Here is a 20,617-nt window from a genome sequence, read left to right on the forward strand (position 1 = left end):
ATCAGAACTGATAAACCAGGCCAACCGCTACAACATCATCGTTGTTCAGGCTGAGTTTATTGTCGTCGTCCAGCTGATTGATTTTGTAATCAACATAGGTGTTCATGTTTTTATTGAAGTAGTAAGTCGCACCCACATCGATGTATTTAACCAGGTCCACATCTCCCAGCCCTTCAATGTCTTTACCTTTGGTCTGCACGTAGCCGATGGAAGGACGCAGACCGAAATCAAACTGATACTGCGCAACCAGCTCAATGTTCTGCGCTTTATTCGCCGCGCCTGCCACCGTCGTGCCGTCAACCGTAGAGGTGCCGCTGATTGGGGTCATATTGCGCGTTTCAGTATAGACAGCCGCCAGGTAAACACTGTTGGCATCATATTTCAGACCTGCACCCCATGAATCCGCTTTATCGCCCGTGCCGTAAGCCTGAGCCTGCTGCGCGTTGGTACGATCTGAGCTGGTATAGGCGCCGCTGATGCTTACGCCAGTATCGGCCAGGGCATAAACCGCTGACATACCGTAGCCGTCGCCGTTGCCTCTGGAGGTTGTTGTACGACCGGTACTGTCATCGTTTTTACCCTGATACTGTAAAGCAAACTTCAGACCCTCAACCAGACCAAAGAAGTTAGTGTTACGGTAGGTCGCCACGCCAGTAGTACGCTGGGTCATAAAGTTATCGCTGCGCGCTGTACCGTCACCGCCGAACTCCGGGAACATATCGGTCCAGGCTTCCACATCGTACAGGACGCCGTAGTTACGACCATAGTCGATTGAGCCGTAGTCGCCGAATCGCAGACCAGCAAAGCCCAGACGGGTTTTGTTGCCGGTATTCGCATCGCTGCCTTCACTGTTATTGGTATTGAACTGATATTCCCACTGACCGTAACCAGTCATCATGTCGTTAATCTGCGTCTGACCCTTAAAGCCCATACGCATATAAGACTTGTCGCCGTTGCTGCCATCATTATCGCTGAAATAATGCAGGCCTTTAATTTTACCGTACAGATCCAGCTTGTTGCCGTCTTTGTTGTAAACTTCTGCGGCCTGAGCAGCGGTGGAGAGAGCCAGTACGGCGGTTAAAATGGCCAGTGCGCTTTTCTTCATTTTGCTATCAATCCCGAATGAGTAAATTTTTTTTTGGCCTTCAGACTTCTCCTGAGGCAGCAACGTTTTACCCCGCGAACATTAAAATTTTATTACATTCCTATACATTTTTTGTTATTGCCGAACTTTTGGGCTACCCGACTGTCAGCGGTTTTTCCCCCTTTTACGCCCCGTCCTGTTGGCTTCCAGCACCACACCTGTTAAAAAGTCAGTTCGACCTTATTTTTTTGTAATGGCAGGAAATAATGAGCAGCAGCCAGACCCTGGTAGTGAAACTGGGGACCAGCGTATTAACCGGCGGATCGCGTCGGCTGAACCGGGCACATATTGTCGAGCTGGTGCGTCAGTGCGCGCAGCAGCATGCGGCAGGCCACCGAATTGTGATTGTCACCTCTGGCGCCATGGCCGCCGGGCGTGAGCATCTTGGCTACCCGGAACTGCCGCCCACCATCGCCTCAAAGCAGCTGCTGGCTGCGGTGGGGCAGAGCCGGTTGATTCAGCTCTGGGAACAGCTGTTCTCTATTTACGGCATACACATCGGCCAGATGCTGCTGACGCGCGCTGACCTGGAGGACCGCGAGCGCTTCCTGAATGCCCGCGATACGCTGCGTGCGCTGCTGGACAACCACATCGTACCGGTGATTAATGAGAACGATGCGGTGGCCACAGCGGAAATCAAAGTGGGCGATAACGATAACCTCTCGGCACTGGCCGCGATCCTCGCCGGGGCAGATAAGCTGCTGCTGCTGACCGATCAGCCCGGCCTGTTTACCGCCGATCCGCGTAATAACCCAGAAGCGCAGCTGATTAACAACGTTCACAGCATCGATGATGCGCTGCGCGCCCTGGCGGGCGACAGCGTGTCCGGTCTGGGCACCGGTGGAATGGCGACCAAACTCCAGGCGGCCGACGTAGCGTGCCGTGCCGGCATAGATACGATTATTGCCGCCGGAAGCCGTGCAGGCGTGATCGGTGATGTTATCAACAGCCAGCCGGTGGGCACACGTTTCCACGCGTTGCAGACGCCACTGGAAAATCGTAAACGCTGGATCTTCGGCGCGCCGCCTGCGGGGGAACTTACCGTGGATGATGGTGCACTCTCTGCCATTCTTGAGCGCGGCAGTTCACTGCTGCCAAAAGGCATCCGTGAGATCAGCGGCAACTTTTCACGCGGTGAAGTTATCCGCATCCGCAGTCTCCAGGGGCGCGATGTGGCGCACGGCGTAAGCCGTTATAACAGTGATGCAATGCGGATGATTGCGGGACACCACTCCCAGCAAATCAGCGATATCCTGGGCTATGAATATGGCCCGGTTGCGGTTCACCGTGACGATATGATCGTCAGTTAAGGAGCAACAGATGCTGGAAGAAATGGGTAAAGCGGCCAAAGCGGCCTCTTATCAGCTGTCGGTGCTCTCCACCGCGCAAAAAAATCAGGTTCTGATGACCATTGCCGATCGCCTTGAAGCGCAGAGCGCAGAGATCCTGGCGGCAAACGAGCTGGATCTGGCCGGGGCGCGCCAGAGCGGCATGAGCGAAGCGCTGATGGACCGGCTGATGCTCAATCCCGCCAGGCTGAAAAGCATTGCTGACGATGTGCGCCAGGTCTGCCGCCTGGCCGATCCGGTTGGCGTGGTGATGGATGGCGGCCTGCTGGATAACGGGCTGCGTATCGAACGCCGCCGCGTGCCGCTGGGCGTCGTCGGAGTAATTTATGAAGCGCGTCCTAACGTAACGGTGGATGTTGCCAGCCTCTGCCTGAAAACCGGCAATGCGGTGATCCTGCGCGGCGGGAAAGAAACCTACCGGACTAATGGCGCAACGGTTCGCGTGATTCAGGGGGCCTTGCAGGAGCATGGCCTGCCAGCCGGCGCAGTCCAGGCGATTGAAAGCCCGGATCGTGAGCTGGTGAATCAGCTGCTGAAGCTGGATCGCTACGTCGATATGCTGATCCCGCGCGGCGGCGCTGGCCTGCACAAGCTGTGCCGCGAGCAGTCAACCATTCCGGTGATCACCGGCGGTATCGGCTTATGCCACATCTTTGTTGACCAGGATATGGAAATGGATGCGGCGATGAAAGTGATCGTCAATGCCAAAAAACAGCGCCCGAGCGCCTGTAACTCGCTGGAAACGCTGCTGGTACATGCCGCAATTGCCGAACGCTTCCTGCCGGTTTTAAGCGCCCGCATGGCAGAAGAGGGTATCAGACTGCATGCCGATCCTCGCTCACTGCCGACGCTGCAAAACTGCCCGGCGGAGGTCAGCGCAGTCACGGATCAACAGTATCGGGACGAATGGCTGGCGCTGGATCTTAACGTGAAGCTGGTGGACGATCTGGATGAGGCTATCGCCCACATCCGTGAATATGGTACCCAGCATTCAGATGCCATCCTGACCCGCAGCATCCATCATGCCGATCGCTTTGTGAATGAGGTTGACTCCTCGGCGGTCTACGTCAATGCCAGCACCCGTTTCACCGATGGCGGAGAGTTTGGGCTGGGCGCGGAAGTGGCGGTAAGCACGCAGAAGCTGCACGCTCGCGGCCCGATGGGTCTGGAAGCGCTGACCACCTACAAGTGGGTCGCGTTCGGTAACGATACGGTGCGCAGCCAGGCTGGCTGATCCGGCCAGAGCGGGGCGTAAGCACGCTGAACGGGAGGGTTGCAGCCCCGGAGGCGTCAGTACCATAAGAAGCAGGGAGGCTTCTGGTTTATCCAGGGAGGAGTAACAGGTAATGTTTGCTCAACATCATAAGGATAGTTCGATGGTTACGCTTTCTCAGCTTTTCCCTTTTGCTGCTATTTCCCTGGGTATGGTGATGACGCCAGGGCCGAATATGATCTATCTGATCTCCCGCTCTCTCTGTCAGGGACGTAAAGCGGGATTTATTTCGCTGACCGGCGTAGCGCTGGGCTTTATGTTTTATATGCTGTGTGCCGCGCTGGGGATCACTGCGCTGATCATGGCGGTGCCGCTGGCATATGATGCGTTGCGCTTTGCGGGAGCCTGTTATCTGCTCTATATGGCGTGGCAGGCTATTTTTGGCGGGAAATCGCCGTTTCAGCTTCGCGACCTGCCCGCAGACAGCTCACGTAAGCTGTTTACCATGGGGCTGCTGACCAATCTTTTGAACCCTAAAACCGCAGTTATCTATCTGTCGCTGCTGCCGCAGTTTATTAAGCCGGAACAGGGCCACGTGCTGATACAGTCGTTAACGCTCGGCTCCACTCAGCTTGTCACCAGCATGCTGGTAAACGGCACGATTATTTTTGCCGCAGGAACCATCGCCACTTTCCTGGCGCAGCGCCCAACCTGGCAAAAAATTCAGCGCTGGCTGATGGGAACTGTGCTGGCGAGCCTGGCGGTCAGGATGGTGTTTGAAGGCAAAAAGTAGGGGGCAGCGATAGCCCATATTTTATCCCGCAAGCGACAGGTAGTGATACGTAAAGCCATTATCTCTCTCTTTGCGCTGCTTCCCGATCGCTTCTGAAAAATAGTTCTTTTCCTTCAGCAGCTTTCGTCCTTTCTAAGAATGCTCCTAATCAAGCGGCAATCACAGGCAGCTTGTATACCCTTACAGCTAAGCGCAGGGCGAATAACATTCCCTGCTGCTTGATGCGTAAAATCATTCAACGATCCATATTGCCTTAAACCAACAGGCTATTATTTTTTATAACCAGTCAGCTTTGCGTCTCTGGCATCTCTCTACTCTGACATGCCTGAAACCGGACTCAAATTATTCCGGAGCGGGCTGAAAATAGTGAACTTTCTGGCGCTGCCCTAACAATCTGGTCTCAGTCAGGAGGATAAGGAGCGATATGAAAATCAGACACCTTAATTGTGGCTGCATGTGCCCCTTCGGTGGTGCCTTTTATGATGGATTCAGTAAAGGAATTAAGGCGCACCTGGCCTGCCATTGCCTGCTTATTGAAACCGATGCCCACGGCCTGATTCTGGTTGATACCGGCTTTGGCAGGGATGACATCCGAATGGCGGATAACCGTATCGCCGGTTTTTTCCGCGTTGTGAATAATATCCAGAGAAGAGAAACGCTCACGGCTTTGTCACAGATTAAGGCCCTGGGATATTCAGCCAGCGACGTCAGACATATCATCCTTACCCATCTTGATTTTGATCATGCTGGCGGCCTTACCGATTTCCCGGAAGCGAAAATACATCTGATGCAGCAGGAAATTGACACTGCTCAGTCACGACATAGCTGGCTGGCGCGGTCGCGTTACCGCCCGGCTCAGTGGAGCGGATCGTCAGGCTGGACGGGCTATCAGGCACAGGGCGAAAAGTGGTTTGGCTTTGATTCTGTGACCACGCTTGAAGGACTTCCCCCCGAAATCGTGCTTATTCCGCTTGCTGGCCACACGCTGGGACATGCAGGTATTGCCATCAAAACCGCTGAAGGCTGGCTGCTGCATGGCGGAGATGCCTGGTTTTATCGTGGTGAAATGCAGGGACTTCAGCGCCACTGTACGCCAGGGCTGCGGTTTTATCAGTGGTTTATGGCAGCTGACCAACATGCCCGGCGCCAAAACCAGCAGCGGTTGCGGGAGCTGGCCTCTACGCCTTCCGCCAACGTAAGGCTGTTTTGCAGTCATGACCTTAAAGAGCTGGAATCTTTTCTTCCTCTTCCAGTTACCGGTGGTACGGGTTCACGTACCTGAATCAGCATAACAGCTCCGGCAAAGCGCAGCGGCAATTCAAACCCTACACCATAGTCTATGATTACTCTGCGTATGCTGGCTTTATCCCGGTCTTCCGGACAAGGGGTCAGCGTGCCCACTCTGTAGAACAGCCAGCTTATGGCTTCCAGAGCAGCGCCAACCCCTATGGCCTTCAGATCGCGTCAGGCAATGCATGCTCGCATCAGCGGAACCCTGTTCTGCTGGTGCCGTCCGTTGATCACTTATGAGTCAAGCGAGGCAATTGAATGGGGTCCAGATCGTTTCAAAAAAGTTGGGGGGCCGAATATCTCGCCTCCGGTGAGGTGCGTTTTCGCCTCTGGGCAACAGGGCAGCGTCAGGTCACACTCAGACTGGCGGGCCAGGATAGAGAGATGCAGCCAGCGGGAGAGGGCTGGTTTGAACTGCTGGTGGCGGATGTTTCCCCTGGCGCAGAATATAATTTTGTCCTTAGCGACGGGATGGTTGTGCCGGACCCGGCCTCGCGCGCGCAAAAGTTCGGGGTAAATGGCCCTTCGCTGGTCATCGATCCGACCAGTTACGCGTGGCAAAACAGCAGCTGGCGGGGCCGTCCGTGGGCGGAAACGGTGGTTTACGAGATGCATGTCGGTACCTTCACCCCTGAAGGGACTTTTCAGGCTGCAATACAGAAATTACCTTATCTGGCTGAACTCGGCATTACCCAGATCGAACTTCTGCCCCTGTCACACTTTGGCGGCAACCGGGGCTGGGGCTACGATGGCGTGCTGCTCTATGCACCCCATGCGGCTTATGGTTCGCCGGACGATGTTAAGGCCTTTGTCGATGCTGCGCATGGTGCTGGCCTTTCGGTGGTGCTTGATATCGTGCTCAATCACTTCGGCCCTGAGGGCAATTATCTGCCGCTTCTCGCGCCAGATTTCTTCCATAAAGAGCGCATGACGCCGTGGGGCGCGGGCATCGCTTATGATGTTGATGCCGCGCGCCGCTATATCCTGGAAGCGCCGCTCTACTGGCTGAAGGAGTTCAATCTGGATGGTCTCCGCTTTGACGCCATTGATCAGATTGAAGACATTTCCGCTAAACATGTGCTGATCGATATCGCTGAACATATCCGCGCTGAAATCACCGACAGGCCTGTTCATCTGACCACGGAAGACAGCCGCAACGTTATCTTCCTGCACCCTCGCGCTGAGGATGGCTCTGTTCCGCTGTTTACCGGAGAGTGGAATGATGACTTCCACAATGCCGTCCATGTCTTCGCCACCGGCGAAACGCAGGCCTATTATCAGGACTTTGCCAGAGAGCCGGAAAAGCTGGTGGCCCGCGTGCTGGCAGAAGGCTTCGCTTATCAGGGCGAGATCTCCCCGCATTCTGGTGAAAAGCGCGGCGTGGTAAGCACCGGACAGCCGCCGGAAGCCTTTGTTGATTTTATTCAGAACCACGATCAGATCGGCAACCGCGCTCAGGGAGAGCGGCTGATCGACCTGGCTGGTGTCGATCGCACTAAAGTGATGCTCGCCACGCTGCTTTTATCGCCCCATATCCCGCTGCTGTTTATGGGCGAAGAGTATGGAGAGACTAACCCCTTCCTGTTCTTCACCGATTTCCACGGCGATCTGGCCAAAGCCGTGCGGGAAGGGCGCGCGCGCGAATTTGCCGGTCATGGCGATTTTGAGGGTGAAAGCGTTCCCGATCCTAACGCTGAGCAGACATTTATGATGTCGAAACTCGACTGGTCAAAGCAGAACACGCCGCAAGGCGCCGAGTGGCTGGCGTTCAGTAAAAAACTGCTGGCGCTGCGCCAGCAGCATATTGTTCCGCTGCTGGCTACCGGTGAGAGAGCTACCGGCGAGATCGTCAAAACAGCAGAAGGTTTCGTGGCCGTCAGCTGGCGGTTCCCGCAGGGAACGCTGTCGATGGCGTTTAATATTGGCGAGCACGAGCAGCCAATCCCGCTTCAGCCCGGCAAGACGCTTTTTGCCTGGCCGCAAGAGGAAAACAGGCTGCCGCAAAACAGCATCCTTGTCCGCTTTACTACAGGAGAGGTCAGGTGAATATTCCTTCCGCCACCTACCGGATTCAGTTCCGTAACGGCATGACTTTTGACCGTGCCGCGGCGCTGGTGCCCTATCTGAAACAGCTTGGCATCAGCCATCTTTATGCTTCGCCCATTTTTACCGCAACAACCGGCTCAACCCATGGCTACGACGTGACGAACGCCAATGAGATAGAGCCTGAGATTGGTGGCCGGGAAGGGTTTGACCGCATGGTCAGCGCGCTGAAACAGGCTGGCCTGGGGCTGATCCTCGACATCGTACCCAACCATATGGCCGCTTCGCTGGAGAATCACTGGTGGCGTGACGTGATTGAGCAGGGTGAAAGCAGCCGCTACGCCCACTATTTTGACATCAACTGGTCGCGCCGCCTGACTCTGCCTTTCCTGGGGGACGATTTTGCCACCGTGCTGGAAAATGGCGAGATAAGCATCCAGCCCGATCCGCAAACCGGCAGGCCTGCGCTGGCCTATTTTGATAATTTTTATCCTCTCACGCCTGCTTCCTGGCAGGGACGGGAGGCTGAAGTTCTCGCCCTTACCGATAAGAAGGCGATTGCCGAATTACATGACCAACAGCCCTGGCGTCTGATGTCCTGGCGGGATGCTCCGCACGATCTCTCCTACCGCCGCTTCTTTGAAATTACCGGTCTTGCGGGTGTCCGGGTAGAGGAGAAAGAGGTCTTTGACGATGCGCATCGGTTAATCCTGGAACTTGTGCATGCCGGTATAGTCGACGGGCTGCGGGTGGATCATGTGGATGGCCTGGCAGATCCGAAAGGTTACCTTGAACGTCTGCGGCAGGAAGCGGGGCCGGAGTGTTATATCACCGTGGAGAAGATCCTCGGCGAAGGAGAGCAGCTTCCCGCTGACTGGCCGGTTTCTGGTACCACCGGTTATGAATTTATCGCTGCGCTTTCAGAGGCGTTAGTGGATGGCAGCAAAATTAGCGAGCTGCGCCAGGCCTATGACCAGCTGGTGGGCAAGCCGGTAGATATGCAGGCTGAACTGCGATCGGCCAAGCTGCTGATGGCGGACAGAAACTTCGAGGGTGAATTCACCACGCTGCTTAAGCTGGCGATGGCTATCGCCAGTGATGATGGGGCGGCGCTGGAGGAGAAAACCGTGCGGGCTGCTCTGCGTGAACTGCTGGTGGCGTTCCCTGTTTACCGTACCTACGGCACACCGGCAGGGCTGACCACGGCGGACAGCGATCTTCTGCAAAAAATCAGCAGGAGGATAGCAGCAGGCAAAAATGCGCCCGATCCTGAAGCGCTGAATTTTCTTACCCGCATCCTCTCTGGTGACGTTGCTGAGAAAGCTTCTGAAGAGGCGACCCTCTTCCGCACCCGTTTCCAGCAGCTTACTGGCCCGCTGATGGCGAAATCGGTAGAGGATACGCTGTTCTTCCGGCAAAACATGGAGCTGGCGCTGAATGAGGTCGGCGCAGAGCCGATTCCACGCACCTTCTCACTGGATCGTTTCCATAAAGAGATGACTACGCGGCTTGAGACGCAGCCGGACGCGCTCTCTGGTACCTCAACTCACGACACCAAGCGTGGCGAAGATGCGCGGGCGCGGCTCTACACGCTGACGGAAGCGCCGGATCGCTGGGCTGATTGTATCGCCCGCTGGCGTAAAATGAACCAGGCAGAAATCAGCCAGCTTGAAGATGGCCCGGCACCCAAGCCAGCAGTGGAATGGATGCTCTATCAGGCGCTGGCAGGGGCCTGGCCAGTGATGCTGCAACCGCAGGACTCGTCGGGGCTGAAAGAGCTGGAAGAGCGGTTCCTGGCGTTTGTGGAAAAAGCGCTGCGGGAAGCCAAGCTGCGGACGGACTGGGCAGACAGTAACGAAGTCTATGAAGAGGCGGTGTTCAGCTACGCAAGGAACCTGCTTTCGCCAGCGAATCAGACCTTCCTGCAAGATTTTATCCAGGCGATGCAACCCTTTATTCAGGCGGGACTGGTTAACAGCCTCACCCAGACGGTGATTAAGCTCACGGCACCTGGCGTGCCGGATATCTATCAGGGTAGCGAGGGGCTGAACTTCAGCCTGGTGGATCCCGATAACCGTCGTGAACCCGATTTCGCGCTGCTTGCACAACAGCTCTCCTCACCGCTTGCCTTCACGCAGGAGCACTGGCTCAGTGGGCAGCTCAAGCAGCAGATGATTGCCGCTCATTTACAGCTGCGTCAGCAGAAGCGCGCGCTGTTTCGTCGGGGAGACTATGTACCGCTAACGGCTTCCGGTAAGCGGGCGGAAAATGTGCTGGCCTTCGCACGCGCGGAGGGTAACGAAGCGGTGATAGTGATCGCCCCGCGACTGGTATTGAGTGACCTGGGCAGTCTGACCACTTCAGACTGGGGCAAAGAGACCGAACTGCTCCTGCCGGAACAGCTTGCTAACCGTCGTTATCGCGACATTCTGAGCGGAGAAGAGAAGATGCTGAGCGAGCGGATAGCGCTGGATACCCTCTGCGGCTACCAGCCCGTCACGCTTGTAACTTTATGATATATAAAGATTAAAATAATATAACTTACCTTTGCAGGTAGATTTCTGTTGCCTAATGGAGAGCCAGAGATGTCAAACGGTCATTCTTTTGAAATTACAGCAGGGCACGGCCTGGTTCTGGGTGCCAATTTTGAAGGGGAAGGGGTGAATTTTGCCATTTTCTCCGCCCATGCCGAGCGCGTTGAGCTTTGCCTTTACGATCCCAGCGGTAAAACGGAGATCGCAAGGCTGGAGCTGCCAGAGTATACCAATGAAGTCTGGCATGGCTTTGTTCCTGGCCTGCAACCCGGTGCGCTGTATGGCTATCGCGTACATGGCCCTTACGATCCGGAAAACGGTCACCGCTTTAATCCGCACAAACTGCTGCTGGACCCCTATGCACGCGAACTGGCTGGCGATATCGAATGGAATGAGGCTCACTTTGCCTATGAGCTGCTGCATGAAGACAAAGATCTGACCTATGACACGCGCGACAGCGCGCCTTTTATGCCGAAATGCCGCGTTATCAATCCCGATGAATTTGACTGGCAGGATAATAACCGGCCCAATGTATCCTGGCCGGAAACTGTGGTTTATGAGGCCCATGTAAAAGGATTTACTCAGCTAAATCCCGCTATCCCTGAGGAGCTTCGCGGCACCTATGAAGGGATGGGCCATGTCGCCTCGGTGGACTACATCAAAAGCCTGGGCATCACCTCGGTTGAACTTCTGCCGATCCACTGGTTCCCGGACGATCAGCACCTGCTGGATAAAGGGCTGAAGAATTTCTGGGGCTATAACAGCCTGGGCTTTTTTGCTCCCGCTTCACGCTATTTCGGTCCGCAGGGCATTCAGGGATTCCGCGATATGGTGCGGGCGTTTCACGAAGCGGGGATCGAGGTGATCCTGGATGTGGTTTACAACCACACAGCGGAGGGGAACGAACTTGGCCCGACCCTCTCTTTCAAGGGGATCGACAACTTCTCCTATTACCGCACGTTGCCAGACCAGCATCGTTATTACATTAACGATACCGGTACGGGCAACACGGTAAATACCTCCCATCCACGCGTGTTGCAGATGGTGATGGATTCGCTGCGGTACTGGGCAGAGTCGATGCATATTGACGGTTTCCGCTTTGATCTCGGCACTATTCTAGGCCGTGAGCCGGAAGGGTTTAATGAACGCGGCGGCTTTTTCGACGCCATGATGCAGGACCCGGTCCTGTCGAAGCTGAAGCTGATAGGGGAGCCGTGGGATATCGGCCCTGGCGGCTATCAGGTGGGCGGCTTCCCGCCTGGCTGGGCAGAGTGGAACGACAAATATCGCGACACGGTGCGCGAATACTGGAAAGGCAACAATGTCTCTACCGACTTTGCTGCACGCCTGCTCGGCTCGGGCGATCTCTACGATTTCCGTGGCCGTCGCCCCTGGGCCAGCGTTAACTTTATCACCGCTCATGATGGCTTCACGCTTAACGATCTCGTTTCTTATAACGAAAAGCACAACGACGCCAATGGTGAGGATAACAACGACGGCCACAACGATAACCGCTCCTATAACTACGGCGCTGAAGGGCCAACGGAAGATGAGGGCATCAACGCAGTACGCGAGCGTCAGAAGCGTAATTTCCTCGCCACGCTGCTGTTTTCCCACGGTACGCCAATGCTGCTTGCAGGTGATGAGTTCGGGCGCACCCAGCAAGGCAACAACAATGGCTATTGCCAGGATAACGAGATCTCCTGGATTAACTGGGAGAATATGACGGAGTCCGGCGAGGCGCTGCGGGAGTTTACCCGTCATATTATCAAGCTGCGGGCAGAACAGCCGCTGCTGCGTCGGGAAAACTGGCGGGACGGCATGGATATCAAGTGGTTCAATGCGGGCGGAGGCTTCCAGCAGTCGGAACACTGGGATGAAGGGCTGACGCTGGGTGTCTACATTGGCCGTCCCGATTTGCAGACGGAAGAGGGCATCTGGCACGACGTGCTGATGCTGATCAACCCGTTTGAAGGCAACGTGCCGTTCCTGATCCCGCAGTTTGGCGAAGGGGGCTGGGTGCTGGAGTTAACCACTTCAGATAGCGCTAAACGTGGCCTGGTTATCGATAAAGAAAAGAATTTTGAGCTGGAAGGGCGCAGCATCGCTCTGTTCAGAAGGCCTTAAGCTCGTCGTTTTAACCTTAGCCGCAGCGGGCCTGCCTGTTGCGGCTAAACCCGGACTTTATAAAGTAACTCTCGTCACCACCTGATGGCATAATCATTCGGCCCGGTGACGCCTCTGCTTGTGACTCTCCCTGTTTAACACCGCTGAAAAGCACCCTTCATCCCTTAATCACACTCAGTTTTGCTCTGCGACCAGAATAGCCATGGTTTCAGGCTCCAGCGCCTTGAATATATGCTCCCGATCGCCTGGGTAGCAGATATAGTCACCCGCCGTTAATATCTCTGGCGAGCTTTTCAGCCCCAGTAAAGCGCGTCCCTGGGTCACTATAATATGCTCTACCGACCCAGGCGTATGCGGATGGAATAAGCGGTCGGAACCCGGTTCGGCGATCAGTAAGTAGATATCCCTGCGGGCGCCCGGTGGACAGCTTGCCAGCAAAATAGCCTGATAGTCGGCATGTTCAGCCACGACTTTGTTGCCTTCTCCACGCCTGATGACCTGCGTCATGCTGACGGCAGGCTCCAGCAGTCTGGCGAAAGGAATATTCAGGGCGACACAGAGCGCCCACAGCGTTTCAATACTGGGGTTGCCGTTGCCTGCTTCCAGCTGTGACAGCGTTGATTTTGCTATGCCTGCTCTGCGGGCGATTTCGGCCAGAGAGAGGCCAGTCCGTGTCCGTTCCCGAACCAGGCTTTCGGCAATGAGGCTGATCGGCTGAGTCATGGCTGCCCTTATTGTTCATTAAAGCGAACGAAATGTTCGCTTGATCAGGTGTGTCGTTGCGTTCATTATAATGGCTTATTCGTTCGTTTGGGCAACGCTTTTATGATGAATTCCCGTTTTTCCTGTTTGTCTGCGGAGACAAAAAAAGCCATTTTTCTGGTCTGTCTGGCCGTTGGCGTGGTGGGTGCTTCCTATGGATCGCTTGCCAGCGCCTATGGTTTTCCCTTGTGGGTACCCATAACTTCCACGCTCTTTGTGCTGGCTGGCGCTTCTGAATTTATGTTTATTGCCATTGTTGCCAGCGGCGGCAATCCTCTGGCTGCGGCGTTAGCGGGTCTGCTGGTTAACGCCCGCCATTTCCCGTTTGGCATTGCCGTTCGCGATCTGGTCGGTACGCGCCTGCAAGGGCTGCTGGGCTGCCATATCATGAATGATGAGAGCGTAGTCTTTGGTCTTTCCCAATCCACGCCGGTACAACGTAAAGCGGCCTACTGGCTCTGCGGCCTTGGCGTGGCGACCATCTGGCCTTTGGGGGCGCTGCTAGGCAGTGTGGTTGGCAAACTGGTGCCGGATATCAGTGCTACCGGACTGGATGCCCTGTTTCCTGCCATTTTACTGGCGCTGGTGATCCCTTCTTTTAAATCCCGCACCACGCTGATCCGCGCCTCCAGCGGCGCGGCGCTGTCACTGATAGCTACCCCTTTTGTGGCGACCGGTCTGCCGGTTTTACTCTCTATGCTCGGTTTACTGGCGAGGAAAAAATAATGACATCTACCGCACTTTTGGTGAGTGGCATTGCCATATTATCGGTTGGAACATACCTGATGCGGTTTGCCGGGGCGAAGTTAGGGAACCGGCTGGCGCTCTCCGATCGTTCCAGCGCGCTGCTGTCAGATGCGGCCACCACGCTGTTATTTGCGGTAGCGCTGGGAAATACCTTCTATGAGGGTGACCATTTTGCCGGAACGGCGCGGGTAGCTGGCGTGGCGGTGGCGGTAGTGCTTGCCTGGCGAAAAATGCCGTTGATTGTGGTGATCGTTGCCGCTGCGCTGGTAACGGCCCTGTTGCGCTTTGCCGGTATTCCCTGAGTGCTCAGGTGCTGAAGGGGTAGCCCGTAACGTTCAGGCTACCAGAACCAGGAAGACATCGTGAAGCAGTAAGCCAGCGTGACAGAGAGCAGGACGAGTTCAATGGGTTTAAAAAAGTACATGGTTTAGGCTGGTGGTTTAGGTTAAGTAACCACTACATCGGTAAGATCGGCCAAAAACTTTAGCCCTCTCTGCGCTTTTTTCTGCCCGCTGGGAATGCTCTGCAAGATCGCTCACCGACTTGCCTGTCTGCTGCAATAGCGACTACTGTTGACGGTTAAGATTGAGTTTTCCCGAAACGACTGCGACAGGGAGCCGTCATGAAAAAAGTCCTCGGCACTTTTTTACCCCTTTATAGCACCACATTGTTAATGCTGCTTGGCTCCGGCCTGTTAACCACTTACGTTTCACTTCGTCTGGCCCATGAGCAGGTGAGCGGCAGCCTGATTGGCGCCATCACCGCCGCTAACTATTTCGGGCTGGTGCTGGGGGGCAAGGTTGGACATAACCTGATCGCCCGCGTGGGGCATATCCGTGCCTACGTTTCCTGTGCCGGGATTATCACCGCCTCTGTCCTGGGTCATGGCCTGACCGATTTCCTGCCTATGTGGATATTCCTGCGGCTGATTATCGGTTTGTGCATGATGTGCCAGTATATGGTGCTGGAGAGCTGGCTGAATGACGGGGCTGAAACCGGGCAGCGCGGGCTGATTTTTGGTTTCTATATGGTGGCGACTTATCTGGGGCTTTCGGCAGGGCAGGTGATGCTGATGACGCAGATTGGCTCGGGCAGCTCCAGCCTGCTGATTGTGGCGCTCTGCTTCGCGCTCTGTCTGGTACCCATTGCCCTGACCACCCGCACCAATGCGCATCCCATGACGCCAGCGCCGATGGAACTGGGCTATTTCTTCCGCGCTATTCCTAAAATCCTGTTGAGCACGCTGGCCACCGGCATGGCCGTCGGCGCTTTCTACGGTATGGCGCCGGTCTATACCAGCCAGCTGGGATTCAGCACCCGGCAAACCGGTCTGTTTATGGCCATTACCATTTTTGCCGGGTTAATCTCACAGTTCCCGCTGAGCTGGCTCTCTGACCGCATTGATCGTAACCGCCTGCTGATGTACACCGCTGCGCTCTATACCCTTGCCGCGCTGCCTCTGACGCTGGGTCTGCATATGAGTTTTCTCTGGGCAGTCGCTGCGGCCTTTGTCACCAGCATGATGCAGTTCTCGCTCTATCCGCTGATTGTGGCGATGGCGAACGACAGCGTCGCGCCGGAGAGAAGAGTCTCGCTTACCGCATGCCTGCTGATGGCCTTTGGTATCGGGGCCTGTATCGGCCCGTTGATCACCGGGGCGATTATGCAGCCGCTGGGGGGCAATATGCTCTATGCCTTTTTCTGCCTGTGCGGCGGAGTTATTGCCGTGACAAGCTGGGTTACCGGCAGAACGCCGCAGATTGTTACTGAAGCACCTATTCCCCATGTCGCTTTGCCAGACAGTTTAACCAGCTCGCCGTTAGCCGCAGCGCTAAATCCTACGCTCACGGAAGAAGATATCCAGGCGGCGATGGGCGATACAGAGGCGGAGTCTGTGGAAACAGAAGGCAGTGAAACCCACCCCGAGATCCGTTAATTTCCCGACTCCTTAATCAGGGTGAACGTTTTTTTCACCCTGGCTAATTTCCCGACTCCTTAATCAGGGTGAGCGTTTTTATCACCCTGGCTAATTCCCCGATTCCTTAATCAGGGTGAGCGTTTTTTCATCCTGGCTAATTTCCCGACTCCTTAGTCAGGGTGAGCGTTTTTTTCACCCTGGCAAATTCCCAAACTCATTAATCAGGCTGAACGTTTTTTTCAACCTGAAGCGTCCTTGATGCTCCCTCAGCCGCCAGAACAGACAACATAACGCCTTTTTTTTCATTAGGGTTAATCCTAAAGTTGATCACTTTTGGTGATTGTTTATACTGTTATCACTTTGCAGTAATAAATGGCCCGAAAGAGGGATCGCATGTCAGTCAGAGGCTTGGTCTGGATAGTGGTAATTGCAGGATGCATTGCCTGTTGGACCCTGCTTATCTGGTGGGGAGGTTAAAATGGGTGACAAAAGTGCAGAAGTTGGTGCTGAAGAGATTAAAACAGGGCCTTTTACGGGATGGTTACTGACACCAAAGCAGCAGGCATTTTTAGAACTCTGCTGGTCAGAAGCGGAGGAAAACGATTCTGACTCCTCTCCATCACGCCATCGCCCCGCCAGAACAGCGGATGAGTCTGGCTGACTTCGAGTTTTCCGGTATTGACGCCTTTTGCGAGGGGCGGGAGCCGCACCCTCAGCCAGGCTAATCGCCGGAAGAATTTTTAACGATTCCTCTGCGGATAAAAAGCCACGTTATCAGTTCCCCTCTCAGCGTAAACAGGCCATCCCGCTGTGTAGCCTCCAGCTGGTGGGTGGCATCTCACCTCTGCGAGAGGCCCAGGCTTACGCTCACTTTTCCGGATAGCTAAAAGGCAGGAATGCTTCCTCTCTGAAACCCGCTTAACCTCGTCATCAGATGCCGCTTGCAAAAAAATCTTTGCTGAGTAGGCTGGTGCCTCAAAGCAGGGCAGACCCCTTTTGAGGAGATTATGATCAAGTCGTTAATTGCTGTTGCCGTGGGCGGAGCCGCAGGCAGCCTGCTTCGCTGGCTGCTCTCTCTTCGTCTGAATGGGCTGTTTCCAGGGCTTCCCCCCGGCACGCTGACGGTCAACCTGGCTGGCGGTTTTATCATCGGTGCCGCAATGGCTTTTTTCCTGCGTAATCCTGAACTCGATCCCGCCTGGAAGCTGTTAATCATTACCGGATTCTGCGGAGGGTTGACTACCTTCTCCACCTTCTCGCTGGAGATCGTAACAATGATGCAGTCCGGTAATTATTTCTGGGCCATGGCCTCTCTCTTCACGCACGTGATCGGATCGCTGCTGATGACCTTTGCCGGTTTCTGGCTGGTCTCACTTCTGGTCTAGCATAATTTCCACTTTTGGCTCTTCCGGCTCCAGTGCCAGCGCGCTGGCGCTTGCCGCATCAAACAGCGACAGGCTTTCAACCTGATCCAGCATAATCACTTTACGAAAAGCCATGGCGGACTTGGGTTCGGAATCCATGGTGATGTTGTGTTCGGCATACCACTTGCTGTAGTTGTGCTCAATATTAAGATTTAGCGTCTTGCCATCGCGATAACCGCTCAGCATGGGAATAAGCACTAAATTTGAGGTGGAAGTCGTTTCATAGGTGGCCGTATGGATCATGCCGATATAGATACGGCGTGATTTCAGGGTGACCCAGGCGAGTTCTCCCTCCTCCATGCACTGGAACAGCAGCCCTTCGACGCCATTGGCGCGGGTCAGTTTTTTATAGAGTTTTTTACGGCCTGTGCTGTTAAGCCTGGCGCTGCCGGACCAGCTTGAGCGATAGATACAAAACGCCACCGCAAAGGCGAGCATGATAACGACGGGCGCCTGGATACCCAGAAAGCTCCAGTTCATAAACTCAATCTGCCAGTGGCGGTGCAGGCCGTCACTCAGCTCAGGTATGGCGTTGAAAATGCCGGAAACGGCCAGTAAAACCAGCCAGACCAGACCGGTAGCAATCACCCCTTGCAGTACAAAAATGCAGCCATAAAGGGCGACCAGGAAGTAGACATCCCAGCCAAATGAACGTTTTACTTTAAAACGGGTGGAGAGATCCCGGCTGGTGTACCAGTAACCGCACACCATCAATACCATAAATATTGCCGTTCCCATCTCAGGCCCTCTTCAGCGTATTAACGTGGCGGGCGAAATCCTGATGAACTTCAGGACTGGCGATATTGACCGTAGCGCCGCCATCCTCATCAATAAGAATGCGCTCGCCTTCTTCAATCGACTCTTCGATATCGCGCTGGCTCATGACCTGTAACAACGCTTCAGGGCTGGCAAAAAGGGAAAACAAAAGTTTGAACATGGCAATCCTTCCTGATGAACAGAGACTAAGCCTGACCGCCGGTGCGGCAGACTTCTATCAGAATAGTGTGAAAGCAGACAAAGGTGCCTTCCCTGGCACAGATTTTTAGTTCCCTGTTTGCGGGGCGGGATCGTCCTGAAGATGTTTTTTGAAATGCTTCTCAATCTGTTCCAGCGTTTTGCCCTGAGTTTCAGGAGCAAAAATGATGGCAAAGATCCCGCCAGCAACACCGATGGCAGCAAAAGCAAAGAAGCAGGTTGTCAGACCAAAGGCTTCCAGCAGGATCGGAAACATAAAGGCGATGGAGAAGTTGGTCATCTGCATGGCAAAGACGGAAATGCCGTTAGCCATGCCACGAATACGCATCGGGAAAATTTCTGACAGCAGCAGCCAGGTGACCGGAGAGAGCGCTCCCTGCTGGAAGCAGAGGAAGATCAGCATGCCTGCCAGTACCAGATAGCTGCGCAACACGTCCGGTTCTCCCTGCACCGTCTCCGGCATCAGCCAGGTGACCAGTCCGATAGCCAGCAGCGTACAGGTGCAGCCAATTTGCCCCACCAGCAGCAAAGGACGACGACCAAAGCGGCTCAGCATCATGATGCCCACAAAGGTCATCACTACTGAAATCACACCGTTGGCGATGGTGGCCAGCAGCGATGCGTTGGTGCCCAGGCCGGTCGCCTGCAACATTGTTGGCGCATAAAACATAATGGTGTTCACGCCGGAGAGCTGTTGCAGCATGGCAATACCGATACCCAGCACCACCAGACGCTTCATCCAGACGGAGATGGTTTTTTGACGACGGGCATTTTTCTGGCTTTTGGAGTCCATGGACTTGCGGATTTCGCCCATCTCTTTTTCCACCATACGGGACTGGCGGGTGCGCTCCAGCACGTCGCGGGCTTCACGATAGCGACCATGCATGGCGTACCAGCGCGGCGTATCCGGCAGAAACAGCATGCCGACCCACAGGATAACCGCAGGCACACAGGCTACGCCGAGCATCCAGCGCCAGGTGGTCTCTCCACCCCAGACTTCATTGATCGCCGCGTTGCTGGTGTAGGCGATAAGCTGGCCGGAAACAATCATCAGCTCCTGCAACGTCACAAACTGCCAGCGGCGGTTGGCCGGAACGATTTCCGCGATATAGATCGGCACAATAGCCGCCGCGCTGCCCACCGCCAGTCCCAGAATAAAGCGAAACATAATCATCATCACGACGTTGGGTGCCATTGCACAACCCAGTGAGCCGCACATAAAGATCACCGCCATCACCAGGATGACTTTTTTACGGCCGAAGTGGTCGGCTAACCGTCCGGCGCAGATGGCACCGATGGCCGACCCCAGAATCAGGAAGCTGGTTACCATGCCGGTGGTGAGCGAGGTCAGGTGCAGGTCGTGCTTCATAAACAGCAAAGCACCAGCAATCACGCCGGTGTCATAGCCAAAAAGCAGGCCGCCCAGCGTGGCAATAAACGCAATTACTTTAACCAGCGGCTCGGTAGGCTGCGGTGAAGCCGCCGCCGTACCGGATTTCCCGCTGTTGGATGAATCACTCACAAGTTACTCCCTGGAAACAGATAATTATTATGGTTGGCTGTGATCGGGATCACAGACCTTTTAATCTAATCCAGGATTGGGAATTTGACAGAAAAAAACGTAATTAAATTTCATTGGGGCAGGTAGGGAGAACATGTGCGGATAAGCTGGGAAAGAGGGTGAGAGCAATAAGTAAGCAGGTTGCCGGAACGCATTCCGGCAACCTGGCGCCTGTCAGGAGAGGCTTCGGGTATATCTTGCAGCAGCTGTCGGGGTATGAATATGGGGTTGATGAGATCCCGAACGCGGGCGACAGCTCTCTTTCAGCTTATTAAGTGGGGTCGCTGCGCTTTCCTGCACGGCAGCTACAACAGTCGTATCATCGTTATAGTCCTGAAGCCATGAAAGGTACTCCGCCATAACGAGAGCGACATCTTCGCCAGGTTGCGTGGTACGAATGTAAAGCTGTGCAGACAGCCTGGTTTTATCCTGGATATAAATTTCGTACTTTTTGTTCCAGGCCTGCGTATCGGGACGCTCGCGCAGAACAACGTCATTGAAGCGCAGATGCTGCCAGCGCGTGAGTCTCTGATAAAAGTGTTTTTTATCCATGACGGATTAACCTCTCCGTTTTTCTCTGTGTGTAGTTCAAAAAAACCGCCCTGGACAGCGGGCGGAATAACGTCGTTATTGAAATAATAAAAATGAGGGTTAGCACCCACGCCCGATGGAAGGTCGTGTGGATGATTAAATCTAGACTAATTTTGCCGCTTCGCCATTGCTGTTATCAATTTTCA

At 54.8% G+C, this 20,617-nt stretch carries 18 protein-coding genes; 12 read left to right on the top strand and 6 right to left on the bottom strand.

Features of this window, described 5'->3' with window-relative positions; all coding sequences use genetic code 11:
* Position 1 precedes the first annotated feature (1 nt).
* On the bottom strand, positions 2-1,105 hold the full coding sequence (gene ompC, locus AAH450_RS07370) for a porin OmpC (protein ID WP_342909657.1): 1,104 nt from the start codon (positions 1,103-1,105) through the stop codon (positions 2-4).
* 245 nt (positions 1,106-1,350) lie between these two features.
* Between ompC and proB the strand changes: the two genes are divergently transcribed.
* From proB to glgX, 7 genes are all read left to right on the top strand, one after another.
* Complete coding sequence (gene proB, locus AAH450_RS07375) at positions 1,351-2,454, top strand: glutamate 5-kinase (protein WP_342909658.1); 1,104 nt, start codon at positions 1,351-1,353, stop codon at positions 2,452-2,454.
* A gap of 10 nt (positions 2,455-2,464) precedes the next feature.
* Positions 2,465-3,727, top strand: a complete 1,263-nt coding sequence (gene proA / locus AAH450_RS07380) for a glutamate-5-semialdehyde dehydrogenase (RefSeq protein ID WP_342909659.1) — start codon at positions 2,465-2,467, stop codon at positions 3,725-3,727.
* Between the two features lie 142 nt (positions 3,728-3,869).
* Positions 3,870-4,499, top strand: coding sequence for a LysE family translocator (locus tag AAH450_RS07385; protein WP_342910358.1), 630 nt, complete (start codon positions 3,870-3,872; stop codon positions 4,497-4,499).
* Positions 4,500-4,923: 424 nt separating this feature from the next.
* Complete coding sequence (locus AAH450_RS07390; RefSeq protein ID WP_342909660.1) at positions 4,924-5,781, top strand: MBL fold metallo-hydrolase; 858 nt, start codon at positions 4,924-4,926, stop codon at positions 5,779-5,781.
* 266 nt (positions 5,782-6,047) lie between these two features.
* Positions 6,048-7,835, top strand: a complete 1,788-nt coding sequence (gene treZ, locus AAH450_RS07395) for a malto-oligosyltrehalose trehalohydrolase (RefSeq protein ID WP_342909661.1) — start codon at positions 6,048-6,050, stop codon at positions 7,833-7,835.
* A gap of 41 nt (positions 7,836-7,876) precedes the next feature.
* Complete coding sequence (gene treY / locus AAH450_RS07400) at positions 7,877-10,348, top strand: malto-oligosyltrehalose synthase (protein WP_463322721.1); 2,472 nt, start codon at positions 7,877-7,879, stop codon at positions 10,346-10,348.
* Between the two features lie 69 nt (positions 10,349-10,417).
* Positions 10,418-12,493, top strand: coding sequence for a glycogen debranching protein GlgX (gene glgX, locus AAH450_RS07405; RefSeq protein WP_342909663.1), 2,076 nt, complete (start codon positions 10,418-10,420; stop codon positions 12,491-12,493).
* A gap of 174 nt (positions 12,494-12,667) precedes the next feature.
* Here glgX and AAH450_RS07410 read toward each other — a convergent pair whose 3' ends face one another.
* Positions 12,668-13,216 (bottom strand): helix-turn-helix domain-containing protein, encoded by a 549-nt coding sequence (locus AAH450_RS07410; protein WP_342909664.1) that lies wholly within the window; start codon positions 13,214-13,216, stop codon positions 12,668-12,670.
* Between the two features lie 105 nt (positions 13,217-13,321).
* On the opposite strand from AAH450_RS07410, the gene AAH450_RS07415 reads away from it, so the two are divergent.
* The 5 genes from AAH450_RS07415 (at position 13,322) to crcB (ending at position 17,305) form a co-directional block, all read left to right on the top strand.
* Positions 13,322-13,981 carry an AzlC family ABC transporter permease gene (locus AAH450_RS07415; RefSeq protein ID WP_342910359.1) on the top strand — a complete coding sequence of 220 codons (660 nt, stop codon included), beginning with the start codon at positions 13,322-13,324 and terminating at the stop codon, positions 13,979-13,981.
* Positions 13,981-14,304, top strand: a complete 324-nt coding sequence (locus AAH450_RS07420) for an AzlD domain-containing protein (protein ID WP_342909665.1) — start codon at positions 13,981-13,983, stop codon at positions 14,302-14,304. The genes AAH450_RS07415 and AAH450_RS07420 overlap by 1 nt, the downstream gene beginning before the upstream one ends.
* A gap of 320 nt (positions 14,305-14,624) precedes the next feature.
* Positions 14,625-15,938: an MFS transporter gene (locus AAH450_RS07425; RefSeq protein ID WP_342909666.1), complete on the top strand. Its 1,314-nt coding sequence runs from the start codon at positions 14,625-14,627 to the stop codon at positions 15,936-15,938.
* Positions 15,939-16,398: 460 nt separating this feature from the next.
* On the top strand, positions 16,399-16,581 hold the full coding sequence (locus tag AAH450_RS07430; RefSeq protein WP_342909667.1) for a hypothetical protein: 183 nt from the start codon (positions 16,399-16,401) through the stop codon (positions 16,579-16,581).
* Between the two features lie 346 nt (positions 16,582-16,927).
* Positions 16,928-17,305: a fluoride efflux transporter CrcB gene (gene crcB / locus AAH450_RS07435; protein WP_342909668.1), complete on the top strand. Its 378-nt coding sequence runs from the start codon at positions 16,928-16,930 to the stop codon at positions 17,303-17,305.
* Here the strand turns inward: crcB and AAH450_RS07440 are convergent.
* From AAH450_RS07440 to AAH450_RS07455, 4 genes are all read right to left on the bottom strand, one after another.
* Positions 17,291-18,082 carry a hypothetical protein gene (locus tag AAH450_RS07440; RefSeq protein WP_342909669.1) on the bottom strand — a complete coding sequence of 264 codons (792 nt, stop codon included), beginning with the start codon at positions 18,080-18,082 and terminating at the stop codon, positions 17,291-17,293. The genes crcB and AAH450_RS07440 overlap by 15 nt on opposite strands.
* 1 nt (position 18,083) lies before the next feature.
* Positions 18,084-18,281, bottom strand: a complete 198-nt coding sequence (locus AAH450_RS07445) for a hypothetical protein (protein WP_318789826.1) — start codon at positions 18,279-18,281, stop codon at positions 18,084-18,086.
* 105 nt (positions 18,282-18,386) lie between these two features.
* Positions 18,387-19,841 carry a sugar porter family MFS transporter gene (locus AAH450_RS07450; protein ID WP_342909670.1) on the bottom strand — a complete coding sequence of 485 codons (1,455 nt, stop codon included), beginning with the start codon at positions 19,839-19,841 and terminating at the stop codon, positions 18,387-18,389.
* Positions 19,842-20,054: 213 nt separating this feature from the next.
* Complete coding sequence (locus AAH450_RS07455; protein WP_342909671.1) at positions 20,055-20,432, bottom strand: hypothetical protein; 378 nt, start codon at positions 20,430-20,432, stop codon at positions 20,055-20,057.
* Positions 20,433-20,617: the final 185 nt, after the last annotated feature.

Source organism: Erwinia magellanica (genome assembly GCF_039023495.1).
Classification (GTDB): Bacteria; Pseudomonadota; Gammaproteobacteria; order Enterobacterales; family Enterobacteriaceae; genus Erwinia.

Coding starts and splice junctions, on each gene's coding strand:
- ompC (WP_342909657.1), bottom strand. CDS start 1,105: ATGAAGAAAAGCGCACTGGCCATTTTAACCGCCGTACTGGCTCTCTCC.
- proB (WP_342909658.1), top strand. CDS start 1,351: ATGAGCAGCAGCCAGACCCTGGTAGTGAAACTGGGGACCAGCGTATTA.
- proA (WP_342909659.1), top strand. CDS start 2,465: ATGCTGGAAGAAATGGGTAAAGCGGCCAAAGCGGCCTCTTATCAGCTG.
- AAH450_RS07385 (WP_342910358.1), top strand. CDS start 3,870: ATGGTTACGCTTTCTCAGCTTTTCCCTTTTGCTGCTATTTCCCTGGGT.
- AAH450_RS07390 (WP_342909660.1), top strand. CDS start 4,924: ATGAAAATCAGACACCTTAATTGTGGCTGCATGTGCCCCTTCGGTGGT.
- treZ (WP_342909661.1), top strand. CDS start 6,048: ATGGGGTCCAGATCGTTTCAAAAAAGTTGGGGGGCCGAATATCTCGCC.
- treY (WP_463322721.1), top strand. CDS start 7,877: ATGACTTTTGACCGTGCCGCGGCGCTGGTGCCCTATCTGAAACAGCTT.
- glgX (WP_342909663.1), top strand. CDS start 10,418: ATGTCAAACGGTCATTCTTTTGAAATTACAGCAGGGCACGGCCTGGTT.
- AAH450_RS07410 (WP_342909664.1), bottom strand. CDS start 13,216: ATGACTCAGCCGATCAGCCTCATTGCCGAAAGCCTGGTTCGGGAACGG.
- AAH450_RS07415 (WP_342910359.1), top strand. CDS start 13,322: ATGAATTCCCGTTTTTCCTGTTTGTCTGCGGAGACAAAAAAAGCCATT.
- AAH450_RS07420 (WP_342909665.1), top strand. CDS start 13,981: ATGACATCTACCGCACTTTTGGTGAGTGGCATTGCCATATTATCGGTT.
- AAH450_RS07425 (WP_342909666.1), top strand. CDS start 14,625: ATGAAAAAAGTCCTCGGCACTTTTTTACCCCTTTATAGCACCACATTG.
- AAH450_RS07430 (WP_342909667.1), top strand. CDS start 16,399: ATGGGTGACAAAAGTGCAGAAGTTGGTGCTGAAGAGATTAAAACAGGG.
- crcB (WP_342909668.1), top strand. CDS start 16,928: ATGATCAAGTCGTTAATTGCTGTTGCCGTGGGCGGAGCCGCAGGCAGC.
- AAH450_RS07440 (WP_342909669.1), bottom strand. CDS start 18,082: ATGGGAACGGCAATATTTATGGTATTGATGGTGTGCGGTTACTGGTAC.
- AAH450_RS07445 (WP_318789826.1), bottom strand. CDS start 18,281: ATGTTCAAACTTTTGTTTTCCCTTTTTGCCAGCCCTGAAGCGTTGTTA.
- AAH450_RS07455 (WP_342909671.1), bottom strand. CDS start 20,432: ATGGATAAAAAACACTTTTATCAGAGACTCACGCGCTGGCAGCATCTG.